The sequence below is a fragment of the Mesorhizobium sp. P2_F5 genome (genome assembly GCF_056403715.1).
Genome location: NZ_JBFUEY010000008.1, coordinates 122,463 through 141,827, shown reverse-complemented (window position 1 = coordinate 141,827; position 19,365 = coordinate 122,463). Strand labels below are relative to the sequence as shown.

Here is a 19,365-nt window from a genome sequence, read left to right as displayed (position 1 = left end):
GAGGTGGCGGACACCAGCGGTCCATGGCTTGAGCAGGCGAAGATGGGCGGCAAACGAAAAGAGCCGCGCGGGCAGCCCGCGCGGCTCTTTTCAAATTATGGCCGGAACTGGCGGAGCGAGATCAGCTGGCGGCGCTGGCCGGGGCTGAACGCTCGGACAGCATCTGGCGCACGGCCGACATTGAGCCGCTGAGCTCGTTGATGGCGTCGTCGATCAGTGCGCGCTGCTTCTGCAGGCGGGCAAGCTGTTTCTCCGACTTGTCGAGAGCCAGCCGCAGCTGCTTGGTGTTGGATCCCGTGGGATCATAAAGATCCATCATCTGCTTGACGTCGCGCAGCGAAAACCCGACCTTGCGGCCGAGCAGGATCAGCTTCAGCCGCGCCTTGTCACGGCGCGTGTAGAGGCGCGTTGCCCCGTCGCGCTTCGGATTGAGCAGGCCCTTGTCTTCATAGAAACGCAGCGTGCGCAGCGTCACGCCGTATTTCTTGGCCATCTCGCCGATGCGCACGAGTTCCTCGCCGGCTTCGACAGACATATTGTTGGTGTTGGCCGCGGCTTCGCCGGGCGAATAAAGTTTCATGGTCACTGGCTTTCCCCTGTAGTGGCGTCGCGGTCTTCAGACCTTGCAACACCTGAGTGGAAGCGGGGGCATGCTTCCAGTCGTGGGTTTCAACTAATTCATCGCAAAAGGCACGAACAGCGCCCCTCTTACGTTTACGTCAATTCTATATCGATAGCCGCCTCATGACGCAAGGGCGTTCTGGGATTGCGAAACCTTATGCCGCACCCTCGGTTTCCGGTCCGAGATGGCACTCCTTGTAATTCAGCAATGCCGCAACTTCTTAAGCTTGGTTAACGCCTTGTTTACCACGATGGGTGAAATGTGCGCATGTCGGTCACCCGTGTTTATCCTGTAGCGAATTTTTCACGGTTTTCGGAGAGCGGGCCTAGCCCGGGAAGTTCGTCTTCCGCCGCAGCATAGCCGCGCGGCCGCCTTCGTTCCCGACAGGGACCTTGGGGAAAACTGGCAGCAAGCCGGCCATTCTGAAAAACGGACGCACCTATGAACAGCAAGCGGTCCTATCTCGATACACTCAACGCCGGCAGGCCACGCAGGCCGAACACCACGCTTGATGAATTGAACCGCTCGCTGGAAACGCTGGAGCAGCGGCTGGAGCGCAAGCGCGAGGACGCGGGAGAGCGCCTCGATCCGCGCCGGCCACCGGTCGAGCCGCGCTACGCCAGCGCCCAACCCTACGCCCCGCCGCGCTGGTATGAGGACCCGCAGCCCGCGCCGCGTCCGAAAAGCCCGGCGCCAGCCGGCTTCGACCAGAATTATCAGGGACTTGCGCGCGACATCGACCGCGTGCGTGGCCAGGAAGACAGCGTCGCCGTGGTCGGCAAGATCGCCGGCGAATTGCGCGGCCTGCGCGAGGAATTGCGCCATCAGATGACCGCCGGCCTGCAGCGCGAATTCGCCGCGCTGCGCAAGGACATCGAACGGGCGTTCCAGGCGAGCAACCAATCAGGTGGCCAATCAGGTGGCTTGCCCGGCAAGGGCAGCGCCGAACTCGGCCTCGAGTTCGAGCGGCTTTCCGGCGCCATCCAGACGCTGGCTGAGAAGAGCGACGACAGAAGCGTCAACATGCTGCGGCTCGAGCTGGAGCAGGTAAAGACCGCACTCGACACGCTGGCGCGCGAGGAGAGCGTGCTCAAGGTCGACCGCCGCTGGGACGATTTCGACCGCCGCTGGAGCGCGTTCGAGGACCGCGTCGACGCCGACCAGCGCAACCGCGCGGACGGCCCCGGATTCTCGGCCCTGACCGATCGGCTCGAACAGATCAGCAATGCCGTCCACAATCTGCCGGAATCGCTGTCGCTGCGCTCGATGGAGGAAAAGGTCCGCATGCTTGCCGGCGCCGTCGATCACTTCGTCAGCCAGCAGAACAACCGTGGCGGCGACACGCTCGGCCTGATCGACGAACGGCTGGACGAGATTTCGCGCGCCATCGTCGCATCGACCGTCGCCGCGCAGGCCAATTCCTTCGACCCCGAACCTTTCGAGCGCATCGAGAAGCGGATCGCTTCGCTGGCGCAGCAGATCGAGGAAGTCGTGCAGGCTCGTCCGAGCGGCGAGGTTCTCGACCGTCTCAGCATGCTGTCGAACCGGGTCGACGACCTCGCCGGCCGCGCCAATCTGCCGGAACAGGCGATGGAGCGCCTTGGCAAGCAGATCGCGATGATTGCCGACAAGATCGACCGCGCCCCGGCCATGCCCGATGCGGACTATATCTTCCAGGGCCTGGAACAGCGCTTCGATGCGTTGTCGGGCATGATGGAACGCCGGCAGGGCGACGCCATCGAACAGGGCAACATGCTGTTTCGCGACCTCGAACGGCGGCTGGAAGAGGTCGCCGAACGTTTGGACCAGCGTCAGCCGCAAGCCGACAGCGCCGGCATCATGGATGCCATCGACGCCCGCTTCACCGCGCTTGCCAAGCGTATGGAGACGCGTGTTCCCGATCCTGCCAACGAGGCGGCGATCCGCGGCCTGGAAAGCCGGCTCGAAGACATTTCAAGCCGGCTGGAATCGTCGGCCGCGCAGGTCGCCGGCATCGACCCGGCGCTGATCCGCAGCCTGGAGGCGCAAGTCTCCGGCCTGTCGGCGCATCTGTCGAAGCCCGGCACGCCGCTGCCGGAATTCGAGGACATCAGCCCGCGCCTCAACGAAATCGAGAAGTCGCTGGCCGGAACCCGCGAATCCATCATGGGCGCGGCGCGCGAAGCGGCCGAGAGCGCCGTGCGCTCGCTGGCCGATTCCAATGCCAACACCGCGGCGGTCACCGGCCTTGCCCAGGATCTGAAGACGCTGGAAGCGCTGACGCGCCGTTCGGACGAGCGCAATTCACGGACATTCGAGGCCATTCACGACACGCTGCTCAAGATCGTCGATCGCCTGGGCTCGCTGGAAACCAGCGAACCGGTCGATGCGGTGAGCGAACTTCTGGACACGCCGGCCGAGCCGGCGCGGCGGGCCCGCGCTGCCCGCGCCTCCAAGATCGCGGTGCAGGACGCGCCGTCGATGGACATCGACCAACCGCTGCCGCTGACCGGAGATATGGCCGACCTCGACGGCCGCGCCGCCGCCATCATGCGCAACGAGCCCGACATGCGCGCCGAACCAGACATGCGCAGCGAGCCGGTGCGGCGCTCGCCGGCCGAGGCCGCCGCGGCCGCTGCCCAGGCAGCGCTCGGTTCCGGCACGATTGCCGAGAAGGGCGAAGGCGCGGCCAAGAAGTCGCTGTTCGGCGGATTGGCGCGCGCCTTCAGGGGCAAGAAGCAGGTGGACATGCCGCCGCTTGCCGGCTCGGCGCCCAATGTCGACATGCCGAGCGTCGATCTCGACGAGCCGCTCGATCCGAAGCTCGCCAACCGGCCGCTAGAGCCAGGCTCCGGCGCGCCCGACCTCAACGCCATCATGAAGCGTGTGCGCGACGAGCGCGGCCCGCCGGCGCGCCAAAGCACCGGCGATGCCTCGAAATCCGACTTCATCGCCGCCGCCCGGCGCGCTGCCCAGGCGGCGGCCGCCGAGGCTGACGCCCTGAAACGCCAGTCCACCATGAAGGGCCCGGTGAAAGCGCTTCGGATTGGCGACCTGCTCAAGGCGCGGCGCAAGCCAATCCTGATGGGAGCGATCGCGATCATGCTGGCGCTTGCCGGCCTGCAGTTGGGCAAGGCCTTCTTCGCCGACCCGGTCGAGGTCGCCAGCAACGATACACCGCCGATTGTCGCCTCGCAGCCGGTCGAGATCGCCTCGGTCAACGCTGCCAGCCAGCCCAAGGCAGACGCGCAGGCCGCCGTGCAGGACGCGCCGGCCCGCATCGTCAGGCAGGCGGAGCCCTCGCCGGCGGCAGTTGGCAACGACGCGCCGATGAATGCGGCCTCGGTCACCGCTCCCGAAGTGCCGGCCGTCGAACCCGCGCCAGTGCCAGAGCCGGTGGCTTTGGCCGATCCGGCCCCGACGCCAGACGCAACATTGCCGACGAACGCCACGGCGGAACCGGCGGCGGCTGAGGCGCAGCCTGCGGCTGCTGTCATGGCACCCTCGCCGTCGGATACGACCGGCGCCGTTCCGCCCACTGCTGATGCCACGGCAACGCCTGTCGTCGCCAAGATCGATGTACCGGCCGATGCCGGCCCGCAGGCCTTGCGTGACGCGGCCGCCGGCGGCGACGCCAAGGCGCTGTTCGAGCTCGGTTCGCGCTATGCCGAATCGCGCGGTGTGAAAGAAGACATGGCGGCAGCCGCCAAATGGTACGAAAAGTCGGCCGAACTCGGCTTCGCGCCGGCCGAATACCGCATCGGCAATTTCTACGAAAAGGGCATCGGCGTGACGCGCGACATCAAGAAGGCAGAGACCTTCTACCAGCTCGCCGCCGCGCAAGGTAACGCCAGCGCCATGCACAATCTGGCCGTGCTCTTCGCCATGGCCGCGGACGGCGTGACCGACAATGAATCGGCCGCGCACTGGTTCCAGGCGGCGGCCGATGTCGGCGTCAAGGACAGCCAGTTCAATCTCGGCATCCTGGCGGCCAAGGGCGTCGGCATGAAGCAGAGCCTGGAAGAATCCTACAAATGGTTCGCGCTCGTCGCCAAGACCGGCGACAAGGATGCGGCGGCCAAGCGCGACGAGGTCGCCACTGCGCTGCGGCCCGAACAGCTCGAGCGTGCGCGCGCCGCCACCGAACTGTGGAAGCCGAAGCCGCTCGACCCGGCCTCCAACTCGGCCGACATCCCTGAATCCTGGCAGGAAGGCACGCCGCAGACGACCGCCAGCGTCGACATGAAGAAGGCGGTCAAGAACATCCAGCTTATCCTCAACAAGAACGGCTACGATGCCGGTGGCGCCGATGGCGTGATGGGCGGCAAGACCAAGACCGCGATCATGGCTTTCCAGACCGACAACAAGATGCAGGCGACCGGCGAAATCGATGAAAAGCTGGTGAAGGCGCTGCTGGCGCACAAATAACGGCAGATGCGTCGCTAACGCGACGCCCCTGCCACACATTTGCCTGTTAACTGATTGAGATGTTTTTTGTTTCGGCGGAACGGCGGGGTTTGATCCCTCCGTTCTGGCGGCGCAAGAAAAAATTGGCTTTTCGGTGCGACAATGCCCGCGAATGGCTGCAATCGCCGACAGGCAAACTGATCGAGACTGACGGGTGGGCATCTATCTCCCGATCGCGGAAATTTCCGTCAACGTCTTCGTCCTGCTGGCGATGGGCGCGGCGGTGGGTTTCCTGTCGGGTATGTTCGGGGTCGGCGGCGGCTTCCTGATCACGCCGCTCCTGATCTTCTACAACATCCCGCCGGCGATCGCGGTCGCCACCGGCGCCAACCAGGTCATCGCCTCCTCCTTCTCCGGCGCTCTCTCGCACATGAAGCGCGGCACGCTCGACTTCAAGCTCGGCGGGGTGCTTTTGGCCGGCGGCATTGTCGGCTCGACCGGCGGTATTTTCGTCTTTGCCTTCCTGCGCCGGCTCGGCCAGCTCGATCTGTTCATCTCGCTGCTCTACGTCGTGCTGCTCGGCACCGTCGGCGGGCTGATGCTGGTCGAGAGCGTCAATGCGTTGCGCGCCACGCGCAGCGGTGCTGCCCCGGTCTTGAAGAAGTCCGGCCAGCACAACTGGATCCACCGGCTGCCGCTGAAGATGCGCTTCAGGGCCTCGAAACTCTTCGTCAGCGTCATCCCGGTGCTGGGGCTCGGCGCCGGTATCGGCTTCCTGTCGTCGATCATGGGTGTCGGCGGCGGCTTCATCATGGTTCCGGCGCTGATCTACCTGCTGAAAGTGCCGACCAACGTCGTTATCGGCACCTCGCTGTTCCAGATCATCTTCACCTCGGCCTACACCACGCTGGTGCACGCCACCACCAACCAGACGGTCGACGTCATGCTTGCCTTCCTGTTGATGGCGGGTGGCGTCGCCGGCGCGCAATATGGCGCCAAGGCAGGCCAGAAGCTGCGCGGCGAGCAGCTCAGGGCGCTGCTGGCGCTGCTGGTGCTGGCGGTTGCCATCCGGCTTGCCATCGATCTCTTCGTCACGCCGCCAAACCTCTATTCGCTGACCGCGGCAGGCCTGAACTGATGCCGGGGCGGAGGACGTTCGCGGCCGCCGCTTTGCTGTTCGCCCTCGCTCTGCCGGCGGCAGCACAGTCGCCGAACCCGCTGCCGGAAGGCATCCAGATCGGTCTCTCCACCGACGCCGTGTCGATCACCGCCGGTTTTTCCGGCGCCGACCTGACCATTTTCGGTTCGCTGGAAAACCCCGATCCGCTGGTCGCGCGCCAGGGGCGCTATGACGTCATCGTCGTGCTCGAAGGGCCGCCGCGTCCGGTGGTGGTACGCCGCAAGGACCGCGTGCTCGGCGTCTGGGTCAATCTGGAATCCGAGACCTTCGAGAACGTGCCGGTGTCCTATTCGGTCGCCACGACGCGACCGCTGCAGGACATCACCGAGCCGAACAGCTACAAGCAGCTGTCGCTCGGCGCCTCCAACCTTTACATGCAGCCGGCCGACGCCACCGACAGCCCGGCGACGATCGAGGAATTCACCGTGGCGCTGCGCGAGCGCAAGGCGGCGACCGGCCTCTACAGCGAGAATGTCGGCGGCGTGCAGTTCCTGTCGCAGAACCTGTTCCGCGCCACGGTGCGGCTGGCGCCCAATGTCCCGGTCGGCACCCACAAGGCGCGCGCGTTCCTGTTCAAGAGCGGCCTGTTCCTCAAGGAAAGCTCGGCCCAGCTCGAAATCCGCAAATCGGGTTTCGAACAATCGATCTTCCGCGTCGCCCACGATTATTCCTTTCTCTACGGCGTCTTCGCCGTGTCGCTGGCCATGATCACCGGCTGGCTGGGCAGGCTGATCTTCCGCAAGGACTGACGCGCAGGACTCATTTCCCGGGAAAAAGGGTTCCCCTTTCCGCAATCTTGCGATAGACCGCCGCCTCCCAACCCTCGGGTAACACGCACAATCATTCAGCAGAACGGTCAGGCCTCTGGACGGCGCGCGCCTTGCGACGCCTGCCACCGCGACGACCCAATGACAGGGAGGCTGCAATGCACCAGGCATTTGGCGGCATCGATTTCGGCACGTCCAATTCGACGGTGGGTGTGATCCGCAATGGCCAGGCACGACTCGTGGCGCTGGAAGGTGAACAGCCGACATTGCCAAGTGCCGTGTTCTTCAACTTCGAGGACGGCCACACCTATTTCGGCCGCCGCGCGATTGCCGACTACACCGACGCCATCGAAGGCCGGCTGATGCGGTCGCTGAAGAGTGTGCTCGGCAGTTCGCTGGCGCATGAGAAGACGCGCATCAAGGCGCGCCAGATCGGTTTCATCGACATTGTCGGCATGTTTGTCGGCCATCTGAAGAAGCGGCTTGAAGAAGATGCCGGCGCTCCGGTGGAGAGCATCGTGCTCGGTCGCCCGGTGCAGTTTGTCGATGACGATGCGGAAGCCGACGCAAAGGCGCAAGGCGAGCTCGAAAGGGCGGCGCGCGCACAAGGCTTCAAACACATCGCCTTCCAGTTCGAACCGATCGCGGCGGCGCTCGATTACGAACAGGGTGTGGCGCGCGAGGAACTGGCGCTGATCGTCGACATGGGCGGCGGCACGTCCGACTTCTCGATCGTGCGGGTTTCGCCGCAACGCGCCCGCTCAAGCGACCGCAAGGACGACATCCTCGCCAACCGCGGCATCCATATTGGCGGCACCGATTTCGACCGGCTGCTCAGCATCGCCCATGTCATGCCCAAGCTCGGCTATCTGACGCCGACGAAAGACGGCAAGCGCAATCTACCGGCGAGCTATTTCATCGACCTGGCGACGTGGCAGCGCATCAACCTGGTCTACACCGCCAAGGCAATGACGCATCTGAGGCAGATCCGCTTCGAGGCCGTGCGCGCCGATCTGGTCGACCGCTTCATCCACATTGTCGAGCATCGCTATGGCCACGCGCTGGCCGGACTGGTCGAACGGGCCAAGATCGCGCTGACGGAGCAGGCCTCGGCCGATGTGACCGTGGCGCTGCCCGGCGCGCATTTCGCCGCCGAGATCACACGCGTCGGCTTGGAGGAAACGATAGCTGCCGACATCGAGCGGGTGTCGGCGACGGTGCGGCAGACGATCACTGACGCAGGCGTGAGAGCGTCCGACATCACCGCCGTGTTCCTGACCGGCGGTTCGACCGCCATTCCGCTGGCGCGCCGAGAAATCCTGTCACTGGTGACGCAGGCAGCTGTCATCGAGGGCGACATGTTCGGCTCGGTCGGCCTTGGCCTGGCGCTGGATGCGCAGCGCAAGTTCAGCTAATCCCTCAGCCGTGATCTGCGGAGGCGCCGAGATGCGCCTTGAGTGCCATCTGGGCCAGGCTTGCCTGGCGGTCGCGATGGGTGATCATGGCGAAGTCGCGCTTCGGCAGTTCGATTGGCACTGACCGCAAGCTGCCCTCGGCCACGGCCCGTCCGACGACGAGGTCCGAAATGATAGTGGCGCCGGCGCCGGCTTCTACCGCCTGGCGAACCGCCTCATTGCTCGGCAGCACCAAAAATATCTGCAGGTCGGCGAGCGATATCCCCTCGCGGCGCGCCAAGTCCTCCAGCACTTCGCGGGTGCCCGAGCCGCCCTCGCGAATTATCCAGCGCAGCCCCCTTATGTCGGGGCGGCCCGGCGCGATTTCGACGATCTCGGGATGCGAGGCGGCGACAACCAGCATCAACCTGTCGACGTCGACCTTGGTGCGGCGAAGGATATCGGATTCGGTGCGCCCCTCGACCAGGCCGAGATCGGCGGTGCCGTCCAGAACGTTGGCTTCCACCTGCCTGGTGTTGCCGATGGTGACGCTCAGCCGCACCGCCGGGTAGGCCTCGTGGAAAGAAGCCAGCCGGCGCGGCAGCCAGTAGCTGGCAATGGTCAGGCTGGCGGCGATCGAGAGACTGCCGGCGACCGTCTGCGAGACATGTTCCAGCACATTGCGGGCTGCGGCCGCGCGCTCGAGCACGGCCTTGGCCTCGGGCAGGAAGCGGTGGCCGGTTTGTGCCAGTTCGATGTTGCGGCCGACCCGGTTGAAAAGGTGAACGCCGTGCTGCTCTTCGAGAGCCCGGATGGCGGCCGAGGCAGCCGACTGGGAAATGCCCAAAAGCTCCGCCGCCTTGGTCATATGGCCGCGCTCGGCAACGGCGACGAAAATGCGCAGCTGGTCCAGGGTCATGCGGCCATTAAGAACCAATTTCGATCGAATTTACAAGAACAACTGATTAGACAGATCGATAGCTTTATTCTACTTTTTCAGCCGAAGTTAGAAAAAATTCGCCAACAGATCGCAGCCAACAAAATGATCGGGCGGTTCAAATCCCTGCTTGCGCATTGGACCCGTGGCCTCAGGCGGCGGCTGGCCGGCGACCGCTATCACCCTGAAGAGCATTATATGCGCGGCCCCGGACCGAAGACGCGGGCCAAATTCGCGGACCGCAAAAGCACGCCGGGCCTATGAACCACGGAGCGCCGCGCGGGGCCAATTCCGCACCGTCGCAACGGCCGCTTGCCGATACACGCGCGCCGGACGAAGGCGACGGCGTCGACACCTCGCCCAATGTCTCCGACAGCATCGCCAAGACCACCTGCTATATGTGCGCCTGTCGCTGCGGCATCGACGTGCACATCAAGGATGGCAAGGTCCGCTACATCAACGGCAACAAGGACCATCCGGTCAATCGCGGCGTGATCTGCGGCAAGGGCAGCTCCGGCATCATGCAGCACTACAGCCCGGCGCGGCTGAAGAAGCCGCTGCTGCGCAGCGGCCCGCGCGGCTCGGGCGACTTCCGCGAGATCGAGTGGGAGGAAGCGTTTTCGATTGCGACCGAACGGCTGTCGAATATCCGCCGGACCGATCCGAAGAAGCTCGCCTTTTTCACCGGACGCGACCAGTCGCAGTCGCTGACAGGCTGGTGGGCGAGCCAGTTCGGCACGCCGAACTTCGCCGCCCATGGCGGCTTCTGCTCGGTCAACATGGCGGCCGGAGGCCTCTATACGATCGGCGGCTCGTTCTGGGAGTTCGGCGAACCCGACTGGGACAACACGAAGTACTTCATGCTGTTCGGCGTCGCCGAGGACCATGATTCCAACCCGATCAAGATCGGCCTGGGCAAGCTCAAGGCGCGTGGGGCCAAGGTGGTGTCGATCAATCCCTGCCGCACCGGCTACAATGCGATTGCCGACGACTGGATCGGGATCAGGCCGGGCACGGACGGCCTGTTTGTCTTCGCCCTCATCCACGAACTGCTGAAGGCGGGTCGCGTCGATCTCGATTATTTGCTCCGCTACACCAACGCGCATGTTCTGGTTATCCAGGAGCCGAGCGCGGCTGATGACGGGCTTTTCCTGCGCGACGGCGACAACAACCTTCTCGCCTGGGACAGGGTGGCGAAGACCGCTGTCAACGCAGCCGATCCAGAGGCAAAGCCGGCGCTGACCGGCAGCTACACCGTCGCCGGCCGCCGCTGCGTGCCGGTGTTCCAGCTCATCGCCGACCGCTATATGGGCGACAGCTACGCACCCGACGCAGTCGCGGCTCAGTGCGGCGTCCCGGCCGATACGATCCGCAGGATCGCCGCAGAACTCGCGCATGTCGCCTTCGAACAGACGATCGAACTGCCGGTGGCGTGGACCGACTGGGCAGGCAGACGTCACGAGACCATCAAGGGGCGGCCGGTGTCGATGCACGCCATGCGCGGCATCTCGGCCCATTCCAACGGTTTTCACTCCTGCCGCGCCATCCATCTGCTGCAGGTGCTGCTGGGTACCGTCGACGTGCCCGGCGGTTTTCGTTTCAAGCCGCCCTACCCGCGTTCGGCGCCGCCAGAACCGAAGCCGGCCGGCAAGACCGTCAAGCCGATGACGCCGCTGGACGGCATGCCGCTCGGCTTCGTCTGCGGGCCGGACGATCTGCTGGTCGATGAGGCCGGCACGCCTTTGCGTATCGACAAGGCCTATTCCTGGGACGCGCCGCTCGCCGCGCACGGGCTGATGCATACGGTCATCCGCAATGCCTGGGCCGGCGACCCGTACCCGATCGACACGCTGATTATGTACATGTCGAACATGGCGTGGAATTCCTCGATGAACACCGTCGAGACCATTGCGATGCTGACCGACCATGACGAAGCGGGCAACTACAAGATCCCCTTCATCATCTATTCCGACGCCTATTACTCCGAGACGGTGCCGTTCGCCGACCTGGTGCTGCCCGACACCACCTATCTCGAACGGCACGACTGCATCAGCCTGCTCGACCGGCCGATCAGCCATGCCGATGGACCGGGCGACGCCATCCGCCATCCCGTGGTCGAGCCCGACCGCGATGTCAGGCCGTTCCAATCGGTGCTGATCGAGCTCGGCGCCCGGCTCGCCCTGCCCTGCTTCACCAGAGATGACGGGTCCGCGAAATATCGCGACTATGCCGACTACATCGTCAATCACGAGCGCACGCCGGGCATCGGCCCACTCGCCGGCTGGCGCGGCAAGGACGGCACTTCCGTCGGCAAGGGCGAGGTCAATCCGGACCAGCTGCAGCGCTACATCGACAATGGCGGCTTCTGGCACCAGGATTTTGCCGCCGACCAGCGCTATTACAAGATGGCCAACCGCTCCTATCTCGACTTCGCGGAGCAGATGGGGTTCATCCCCAAGGCCGAGCCAATCGTGTTCCAGCTCTATTCGGAACCGATGCAGCGCTTTCGCCTCGCCGCGCGCGGCCATGGTCGCGTCCAGCCGCCCGACAGCGAACGCCACCGCATCGAGACCTATATGGACCCGCTGCCGTTCTGGTTTACGCCGTTCGAAGAGGCCACCGTCGATCTCGAAAAATACCCGCTGCATGCGCTGACGCAGCGGCCGATGCACATGTATCATTCCTGGGGTTCGCAGAATGCGTGGCTGCGGCAGATCACCAGCCAGAACCGCCTGTTCGTGCACCACAAGACCGCGGCAGACCTCGGCCTTGTCGATGACGACTGGGTGTGGATCGAAAGCATCAACGGCCGGGTGAAGGGGCAGATCAAGCTGATCGACGGGGTCAATGCGGATACGGTGTGGACCTGGAACGCCATCGGCAAAAGGCGCGGCAGCTGGGGGCTGAAGGACGATGCGGCCGAGAGCAATCGCGGCTTCCTGCTCAACCACATTATCGGCGACCAGACATCCGCCGATGCGAACGGCAAACGCTATTCGAATTCGGATCCGGTCACCGGACAGGCGGCGTGGTTCGATTTGCGCGTGCGCATCGTCAAATGCGCGGCCGAGGAAGCCGGCTTCACCGAGCCGCAATTCGAGCGTTTCAGCCAACCGCCGCATTTCGAGCCTTCGCCCGACATTCTTCGCTTTGGCGCTGAATTCCGCGTCAACAGGGAAGCCGTGGAATGACCTGCCTTCCCGCCCGTACCGACAAGAAGCTTGGCCTGGTCATCGACCTCGACACCTGCGTCGGCTGCCAGGCCTGCGTCACCGCCTGCAAGGAATGGAACACTGGCGGCCACATGGCGCCGCTGACCGACATCGACCCCTATGGCGGCGATGTCGACGGCGTCTGGTTCAACCGCGTGCACAGCTACGAGCACACGACCGAAGCGGGCGGGCGCACAGTCAACTTCCCGCGCTCCTGCCTGCATTGCGAGACGCCGGCCTGCGTCACCGTCTGCCCGACCGGCGCCTCCTACAAACGGGCATCGGACGGCATCGTGCTGATCGACGAAAGCAAATGCATTGGCTGCAAACTGTGCAGCTGGGCCTGCCCCTATGGCGCGCGCGAGTTCGACACCGATGTCGGCGTGATGAAGAAATGCACGCTGTGCGTCGACCGCATCTACAACGACAATCTGGCCGAGGAAGACCGTGTGCCGGCCTGTGTTGCCGCCTGCCCGACCAGCGCCCGGCATTTCGGCGATCTCGGCGACCCCGCCTCGGCGGTGTCGCAACTGGTGGCCAGCCGTGGCGGCGTCGACCTGATGCCGGAGTTGGGCTACAAGCCGACCAACAAATATCTGCCGCCACGCGCCCAGCGTGCCGCATCGGTGGCGGCGCCAAGGCTCGAGCCGGTCAAGGCCGAAGGCGGCTTCCTCGGCTGGGTCGACCGCATGCTTTCGAACTGACATCCATGCATCCTGCCGCCTCGGTCGTTTTCTTCACCACCGCCACCGGCGCCGGCTACGGCCTGCTGGCGCTGCTTGGCGTGCTTGGCGGACTGGGGTCCATCCCCACCGATTTCTGGCTCGGTCTCATCGGCATGGGGCTGGCGCTCGGCCTGATCGCCGCCGGCCTATTGTCCTCGACTGCCCATCTCGGCCGCCCCGAACGCGCCTGGCGCGCCTTCTCGCAATGGCGCAGTTCCTGGCTGTCGCGCGAGGGCGTGTCGTCGGTCGCGACCTTCATTCCGGCCGGGCTGTTCGGCCTTGGCTGGGTGGTCTTCGGCCGCAGCGGCGGCTGGGTGACTGTTGCCGGGCTGCTCGCGGCCGTCGGCGCGGTCGTCACCGTCTGCACCACAGGGATGATCTATGCCTCGCTGAAGCCGATCGCGCAGTGGCACAGCAACTATACGCTGCCCGGCTATCTCATCTTTTCGGCGATGACCGGCAGCGTGCTGCTCAACGCGCTGCTGCAGGCTTTCGCCATTGGCTCAACCACCATTGCCGTCATCGCCCTGTTGCTAACCCTGCTCGGCTGGGGCTGGAAGCTGGCGACGTGGCGCTACAATGACGCGCTGGAGATCGCGACCACCGCCAACACGGCGACAGGGCTCGCAGGAGGGACGGTGCGCTCGCTGGAATGGCCGCACACCGAGGAGAACTATCTCCTCAAGGAAATGGGCTTTCGCATCGCCCGCAAGCATGGCGCCAAGCTACGCCTGATTGCGCAGGTGCTGGCCTTTGCCCTGCCTGTCCTGCTGCTTGCTGTTCTATTCGCCCTGCCTTGGCCGTTCACGGCGATCCTGTCGGTGCTTGCGGCAATCGCCCAGTTCGCCGGCATGCTGGTCGAACGCTGGCTGTTCTTCGCGGAGGCCAAACACACCGTCACTCTTTATTACGGCCGGTAGCGCGGTCAGGCGGCTCGCACTTCTGGCGCCACGGGCAAATCCTTAAGCAAGATATCGAGCGCGGCATTGACGACCGCAGTCCGGCGGTCGTGCGCGTAGAGACCGTATTGAACGATCAGCGGCTCCGGCAGGCCGGCCGATGTCTTCAGTACCCGCATCGAGCCGGTGCGAATGGACTCGGGCGGAAGCAGTCCGATGCCCAGCCCATTCTCGATTGCCGCCTGCAAGCCGGTGACGCTCTGGCACGACAAAGCGATCCTGTGCTGCCGGCCGGCGGCAACCAGCGCCTCAATCATGCGCCTGCGCCAAGGGCAGGTTGCACCAAAGGCGACGAGATCGAGCGGCCGCTCCGGATCCAGCACATAGTCCTGGGCGCAGACCCACTGCAGTTCGACGTTCCACGTCGTCAAGGCATCAGCTGTTACGACCGATGTCGGGGCGATCATGACATCCAGCGCATCCTCGCTCCAGAGCCGCCCCAGCGCGACGCTGTGCTCAACCACCGCGTCGAGGCTGATGTCGGGATAGGTGCGATGAAGCCGCCCGAGTGCACCAGAGAGCGCGTCGGTGGTGACCTCCTCGGCGAGGCCGATGCGCACGCCGCCACCGATGGCGGCCTGCTGCAGGCGCGCCACCGCTTCATCGCCAAGCGCCAGGATGCGCGTCGCATAGCCCAGAAACAGCTCCCCCTCCGCGGTCGCTACAACACCGCGGCCGGTGCGCTGGAACAGATGCCGTTGGAGCAGACCTTCCAGCCGGCGCATCTGCATGCTCAGTGACGATTGGGTCCTGCCGGTCTGTGCGGCGACCCTGCTCAGGCTGCCTTGCCGGCAGACCGCCACATAGGTGCGAAGAAGGTCGAGGCCGATCTGTTCAGATATCATTTTGTTTGAACTCTGATGTCATCGATATCAGCCTACAACGATATCACGCCGCGCGCTATCTCCCACTCAAGAGAACAGCGCGAGGAAGAAAACCATGAAAGCGATCCGTGTTCACCACCATGGCGGGCCAGACGTGCTTGCCTATGAGGATGTCGACATCGGCCAGCCCGGCCCCGGCGAAGTGCGCGTCCGCAACCGGGCGGTCGGCCTCAACTTCGTCGACGTCTATTTCCGTACCGGCGAATATGCACCGCCCGCTTTGCCGTTCACTCCGGGCAATGAAGGCGCCGGCGAAATCATCGCGGTCGGCGAGGGGGTGAGCGATTTCGCCCCGGGCGACCGTGTCGCCTACGTCGAGACGCTCGGCGCCTATGCGCAGGAGCGCATCGTGCCGGCGCATTTCGTCGTGTATCTGCCCGACGCCATCGATTTCGAGGCGGGTGCGGCGATGATGCTGAAAGGGCTCACGGCGCAATATCTGCTGCGCCGCACCTTTCGCGTCGAGGCGGACCACACCATCCTCGTGCATGCCGCGGCAGGCGGCGTCGGCCTCATCCTGACGCAATGGGCAAAGCATCTTGGCGCCATCGTCATCGGCACGGTCGGCTCGCCGGAGAAGGCCGAGCTCGCACTGGCCAATGGCTGCGACCATGTCATCGACTACAGCAAAGAGGATTTTGCCGCGCGGGTGAAGGAGATCACCAACGGCGACGGCTGCCATGTCGTTTATGACGGCGTCGGCAAGGCCACCTTCCCGGCCTCGCTCGATTGCCTGCGGCCCTTCGGCACCTTCGTCAGCTTCGGTACGGCGTCGGGATCGATCCCGCCATTCGACATCATGCTGCTGATGCAGAAAGGCTCGCTGTTCGCCACCTGGCAGTTGCTGTTCCATCATCTCGCCAAACGCGAGGACGTTGTCGCCATGAGCGAAGAGCTGTTCAGCGTCGTGCTCAGCGGTGCGGTGAAAATCCCGGTGCACACCCGCATGCCGCTCGCAGAGGTGGCCGAGGCGCACCGCCGGCTCGAAGCGCGGCAGACCACCGGCGCTACGGTGCTCCTGCCTTAATCTCAGCCCGGCCGCAGCATGGCGTGGGAAATGGCGAAAATGCGCTCGGCGCCCAGCATGTAGGCCATCAGCGTCTCGCGACGGAACAGGCCGGCATAGGCGCGGTCGAGCACGTTGAGCGAACCGGTATAGGCGCCGAAGGCCGGCATGATCATGCGGCCGCCATCGCCGGCAAAGCAACGCCGCCGCACCGAGCGGCCGCGCTGGACGATGCGGGCGCAAGGGTGGAGATGGCCTGCGACTTCGCCCTCGGTTCTCACTTTCGAAGGTTCGTGCCGGAACAGCAGCGAGCCGATGGCAAGTTCGCGCACCGTTTCGCCCGGCAAGTCGGCCGGCGCCTCAGGGTCATGGTTGCCGGCGACCCAGAACCAGTCACGGCCGGCCATCAGCGCTTCCAGCCGCTCGCGGAAGGATTGATGCATACGCTCGGCGCCGCCGCCATCGTGGAAGGAATCGCCCAGGCTGATGACGATCGAAGGCTGGTAGTCCGAAATCACCGCCTGCAGCCGGAGCAAGGTCGCGCCGGTGTCATAGGGAGGGATCAGCGCGCCACGCCGGGCAAAGGACGAGCCTTTTTCGAGATGCAGGTCGGAGACCGCGAGCAGCCGCAGATCGGGGAAATAGAGCACGCCGCGGGGATCGCAGACCGCGCGCTCGCCGGCGATGCCGACCATGTCGGCCTCGGCGATCAGTGTTGCGCGCGCCAGCGAAAAATTCATCCCTCACCTCGGCCCATGGCCTCTTCGACCAGATCGGCGGCTTCCATGAGCAGGGACTCGTTGGCGCCGCCATTGACCGATTCCCTGCCGATCTCCAGCATCACCGGCAGAGCCAGCGGCGAAATCTGGTCGAGATGCTTATGCATGATTCGACCGCGCACACGCGAGAGCATCTCGGCAAGTCTGCTGACATCGAGCAAGCCGGCCGATGCATCGGTGCGCGTTGCCTGCAGCAGGATATGGTCGGGTTCGTGGCTGCGCAACACGTCGTAGATCAGGTCAGCCGACACGGTCACCTGGCGGCCGCTCTTCTCCTGTCCGGGAAAGCGCTTCTCGATCAGTCCGGCAATGACGGCGCAGGTACGGAAGGTGCGCTTCAGCATCCAGCTGTCGTTGAGCCAGGCTTCGAGATCGTCGCCCAGCATGTCCTCGTCGAACAAAGCGGCCAGCGACGGCTTCTTGGCTTTGAACAGGGCCGCCATATCGTCGAGCGCCCACACCGCCAGCGAATAGTCGGTGGCGACAAAGCCCAGCGGCCTCGCATTGGCCCGCTCCAGCCGTCGTGTCAGCAGCATGCCGAGCGTCTGGTGCGCCAGCCTGCCCTCGAACGGATAGGCGACCATGTAGTGGCGATTGCCGCGTGGAAAGGTCTCGACCAGCAGGTCGCCGCGCTTCGGCAGCACCGATTTTTCCTTCTGCAGCCTGAGCCAATCGGCGACCTGCTCGGGCAATGCCTGCCATTTGTGGGGATCGGCCAGCATGCCGCGCACCTGGTCGGCGAGATAGGTCGACAGCGGAAACTTGCCGCCGGCATAGGACGGCACGATGATGTTGGCGCCGGCGCCGTTGGAGACCACGCACTCGTTCTCGCGAATGCCCTCGAAGCGCAGCACCTTGCCGGCAAACAGGAAGTTGTCGCCGGGCCGCAGCGTCTCGGCGAAATACTCCTCGATCTTGCCGAGCACCGGCCCGCCGCGTCCGGCCATTCCGCGTCCCTGGCGGACATAGCGCACGTTGAGCTCGGGCATTTCGACGATGGTGCCGACATTCAGCCGGTATTGTTGAGCGATGCGGGGGTTGGAGACGCGCCACAGCCCATCCTTGGTCTGGCGAATGCGGGCGTAGCGCTCATAGTTCTTCAGCGCGTAGCCGCCGGTGGCGACGAAGTCGACGACACGGTCGAAGGTCTCGCGCGCCAGTGCGGCATAAGGCGCGGCGCTGCGCACCTCCTCGAACAGTTGGTCAGCGTCGAAAGGCGCGCCGCAGGCGACGCCCAGCACATGCTGCGACAGCACGTCGAGCGCGCCATTGATCAGCGGCGGCGTGTCCTGCGCGCCGAGATAATTGGCGTCCAGCGCCGCCCGGCATTCCAGCACTTCGAAGCGGTTGGCCGGGATCAGGATCGCCTTTGACGGCTCGTCCATGCGGTGGTTGGCGCGGCCGATGCGTTGCGCCAGCCGGCTGGCGCCCTTGGGCGCGCCGACATGGACGACCAGGTCAACGTCGCCCCAGTCGATGCCAAGGTCGAGCGTCGAGGTGGCGACGATGGCACGCAGCGCGTTGTCGGCCATCGCCTTCTCGACGCGACGACGCTGGCCGACATCGAGCGAGCCATGATGCAGCGCGATCGGCAGCGAGTCCTCGTTCGCCCGCCACAGTTCCTGGAACAGCATTTCGGCCTGGCTGCGTGTGTTGACGAACAGCAGCGTCATGCGGTGCTTCTGGATCGCCTCGTAGATCTCGGGAGTGGCATAGCGCGCCGAATGGCCCGACCACGGCACGCGCTCGCGCGAGTCGAGGATGGAGATGTCGGGTTTGGCTCCACCGGAGACGGTGATCAGCCCAGCCATTTCGCCCGGTGGATTCTGCCCGACCAGCCAGCGCCGTAATTCATCGGGCTCAGCCACGGTTGCCGACAGGCCGATCGTCTGCAGTTCGGGCACGTAAGTGCGCAGCCGCGCCAGGCCGAGCGCCAGAAGGTGGCCGCGTTTCGAAATTACCAGCGAGTGCAGCTCGTCGAGCACGACATAGCGCAGATCCTCGAAGAAGCGCCTGGCATCGGGCGCAGCAATCAGCAGCGCCAGTTGCTCGGGCGTCGTCAGCAGGATGTCGGGCGGCGCCAGCTTCTGCCGCTGGCGTTTATGCGAGGGCGTGTCGCCGGTGCGCGTCTCGATGGTGACGGGCAGGCCTATCTCTTCCACCGGCTTGCCGAGATTACGCTCAATGTCGACGGCCAGCGCCTTCAGCGGCGAGATGTAAAGAGTATGAATGCCGCGATGCGCCTGGCCTGGCTTTCGCCTCGGACGGTTGGCCAATTCGGTCAGCGACGGCATGAAGCCGGCCAGCGTCTTGCCGGCGCCGGTCGGCGCGATCAGCAGCACCGATTGCCCGGTCTGAGCTCTCGCTAAAAGCTCGATCTGATGGGCGCGCGGCGACCAGCCTTTCTCGCCGAACCATCTTACGAATGGTTCGGGCAGGGCGACGCTGGCATTGTGTTCGGCAAGGCGCGGCTGCTCGGTCACGCGAAAGGGGTAGCGCGAGCGCGCGCAATCG

14 protein-coding genes are annotated in these 19,365 nt (G+C 64.9%); 9 read left to right on the top strand and 5 right to left on the bottom strand.

Annotated elements, in window-relative coordinates:
• Positions 1-121: 121 nt before the first annotated feature.
• On the bottom strand, positions 122-580 hold the full coding sequence (locus AC1DYO_RS14045) for a MerR family transcriptional regulator (RefSeq protein WP_181056840.1): 459 nt from the start codon (positions 578-580) through the stop codon (positions 122-124).
• 483 nt (positions 581-1,063) lie between these two features.
• Here AC1DYO_RS14045 and AC1DYO_RS14040 point away from each other — a divergent pair, with 483 nt between their 5' ends.
• The 4 genes from AC1DYO_RS14040 to AC1DYO_RS14025 all read left to right on the top strand — a co-directional run bounded on the left by AC1DYO_RS14040 (position 1,064) and on the right by AC1DYO_RS14025 (position 8,370).
• Positions 1,064-5,029, top strand: coding sequence for a peptidoglycan-binding protein (locus tag AC1DYO_RS14040; protein WP_477264080.1), 3,966 nt, complete (start codon positions 1,064-1,066; stop codon positions 5,027-5,029).
• A gap of 193 nt (positions 5,030-5,222) precedes the next feature.
• On the top strand, positions 5,223-6,146 hold the full coding sequence (locus AC1DYO_RS14035) for a sulfite exporter TauE/SafE family protein (protein WP_023669608.1): 924 nt from the start codon (positions 5,223-5,225) through the stop codon (positions 6,144-6,146).
• Entirely contained in the window at positions 6,146-6,937 is a 792-nt protein-coding gene (locus AC1DYO_RS14030) for a TIGR02186 family protein (RefSeq protein ID WP_477264078.1), read from the top strand. Before AC1DYO_RS14035 ends, AC1DYO_RS14030 begins: the two co-directional genes overlap by 1 nt.
• Positions 6,938-7,113: 176 nt before the next feature.
• A complete protein-coding gene (locus tag AC1DYO_RS14025; protein WP_477264076.1) occupies positions 7,114-8,370 on the top strand; it encodes an Hsp70 family protein in 1,257 nt (418 codons plus the stop codon).
• Between the two features lie 4 nt (positions 8,371-8,374).
• Here AC1DYO_RS14025 and AC1DYO_RS14020 read toward each other — a convergent pair whose 3' ends face one another.
• Positions 8,375-9,268, bottom strand: a complete 894-nt coding sequence (locus AC1DYO_RS14020) for a LysR substrate-binding domain-containing protein (protein WP_477264074.1) — start codon at positions 9,266-9,268, stop codon at positions 8,375-8,377.
• On the opposite strand from AC1DYO_RS14020, the gene AC1DYO_RS14015 reads away from it, so the two are divergent.
• From AC1DYO_RS14015 to AC1DYO_RS14000, 4 genes are read left to right on the top strand one after another with little or no spacing between them, the layout of a single operon-like run.
• Positions 9,218-9,550 (top strand): hypothetical protein, encoded by a 333-nt coding sequence (locus AC1DYO_RS14015; protein WP_477264185.1) that lies wholly within the window; start codon positions 9,218-9,220, stop codon positions 9,548-9,550. The genes AC1DYO_RS14020 and AC1DYO_RS14015 overlap by 51 nt on opposite strands.
• Entirely contained in the window at positions 9,547-12,477 is a 2,931-nt protein-coding gene (locus AC1DYO_RS14010) for a molybdopterin oxidoreductase family protein (protein ID WP_477264072.1), read from the top strand. Before AC1DYO_RS14015 ends, AC1DYO_RS14010 begins: the two co-directional genes overlap by 4 nt.
• On the top strand, positions 12,474-13,202 hold the full coding sequence (locus AC1DYO_RS14005) for a 4Fe-4S dicluster domain-containing protein (RefSeq protein WP_477264070.1): 729 nt from the start codon (positions 12,474-12,476) through the stop codon (positions 13,200-13,202). Before AC1DYO_RS14010 ends, AC1DYO_RS14005 begins: the two co-directional genes overlap by 4 nt.
• Positions 13,203-13,207: 5 nt before the next feature.
• Positions 13,208-14,143: a dimethyl sulfoxide reductase anchor subunit family protein gene (locus AC1DYO_RS14000; protein WP_477264068.1), complete on the top strand. Its 936-nt coding sequence runs from the start codon at positions 13,208-13,210 to the stop codon at positions 14,141-14,143.
• 5 nt (positions 14,144-14,148) lie between these two features.
• Here the strand turns inward: AC1DYO_RS14000 and AC1DYO_RS13995 are convergent, their stop codons facing one another.
• A complete protein-coding gene (locus tag AC1DYO_RS13995) occupies positions 14,149-15,027 on the bottom strand; it encodes a LysR substrate-binding domain-containing protein (protein WP_477264066.1) in 879 nt (292 codons plus the stop codon).
• Between the two features lie 94 nt (positions 15,028-15,121).
• On the opposite strand from AC1DYO_RS13995, the gene AC1DYO_RS13990 reads away from it, so the two are divergent.
• Complete coding sequence (locus tag AC1DYO_RS13990) at positions 15,122-16,093, top strand: quinone oxidoreductase family protein (protein WP_477264064.1); 972 nt, start codon at positions 15,122-15,124, stop codon at positions 16,091-16,093.
• A 2-nt stretch (positions 16,094-16,095) separates the two neighbouring features.
• Here the strand turns inward: AC1DYO_RS13990 and pdeM are convergent, their stop codons facing one another.
• On the bottom strand, positions 16,096-16,812 hold the full coding sequence (gene pdeM, locus AC1DYO_RS13985; RefSeq protein WP_477264062.1) for a ligase-associated DNA damage response endonuclease PdeM: 717 nt from the start codon (positions 16,810-16,812) through the stop codon (positions 16,096-16,098).
• Complete coding sequence (locus AC1DYO_RS13980) at positions 16,809-19,334, bottom strand: ligase-associated DNA damage response DEXH box helicase (RefSeq protein ID WP_477264060.1); 2,526 nt, start codon at positions 19,332-19,334, stop codon at positions 16,809-16,811. The genes pdeM and AC1DYO_RS13980 overlap by 4 nt, the downstream gene beginning before the upstream one ends.
• Positions 19,335-19,365: the final 31 nt, after the last annotated feature.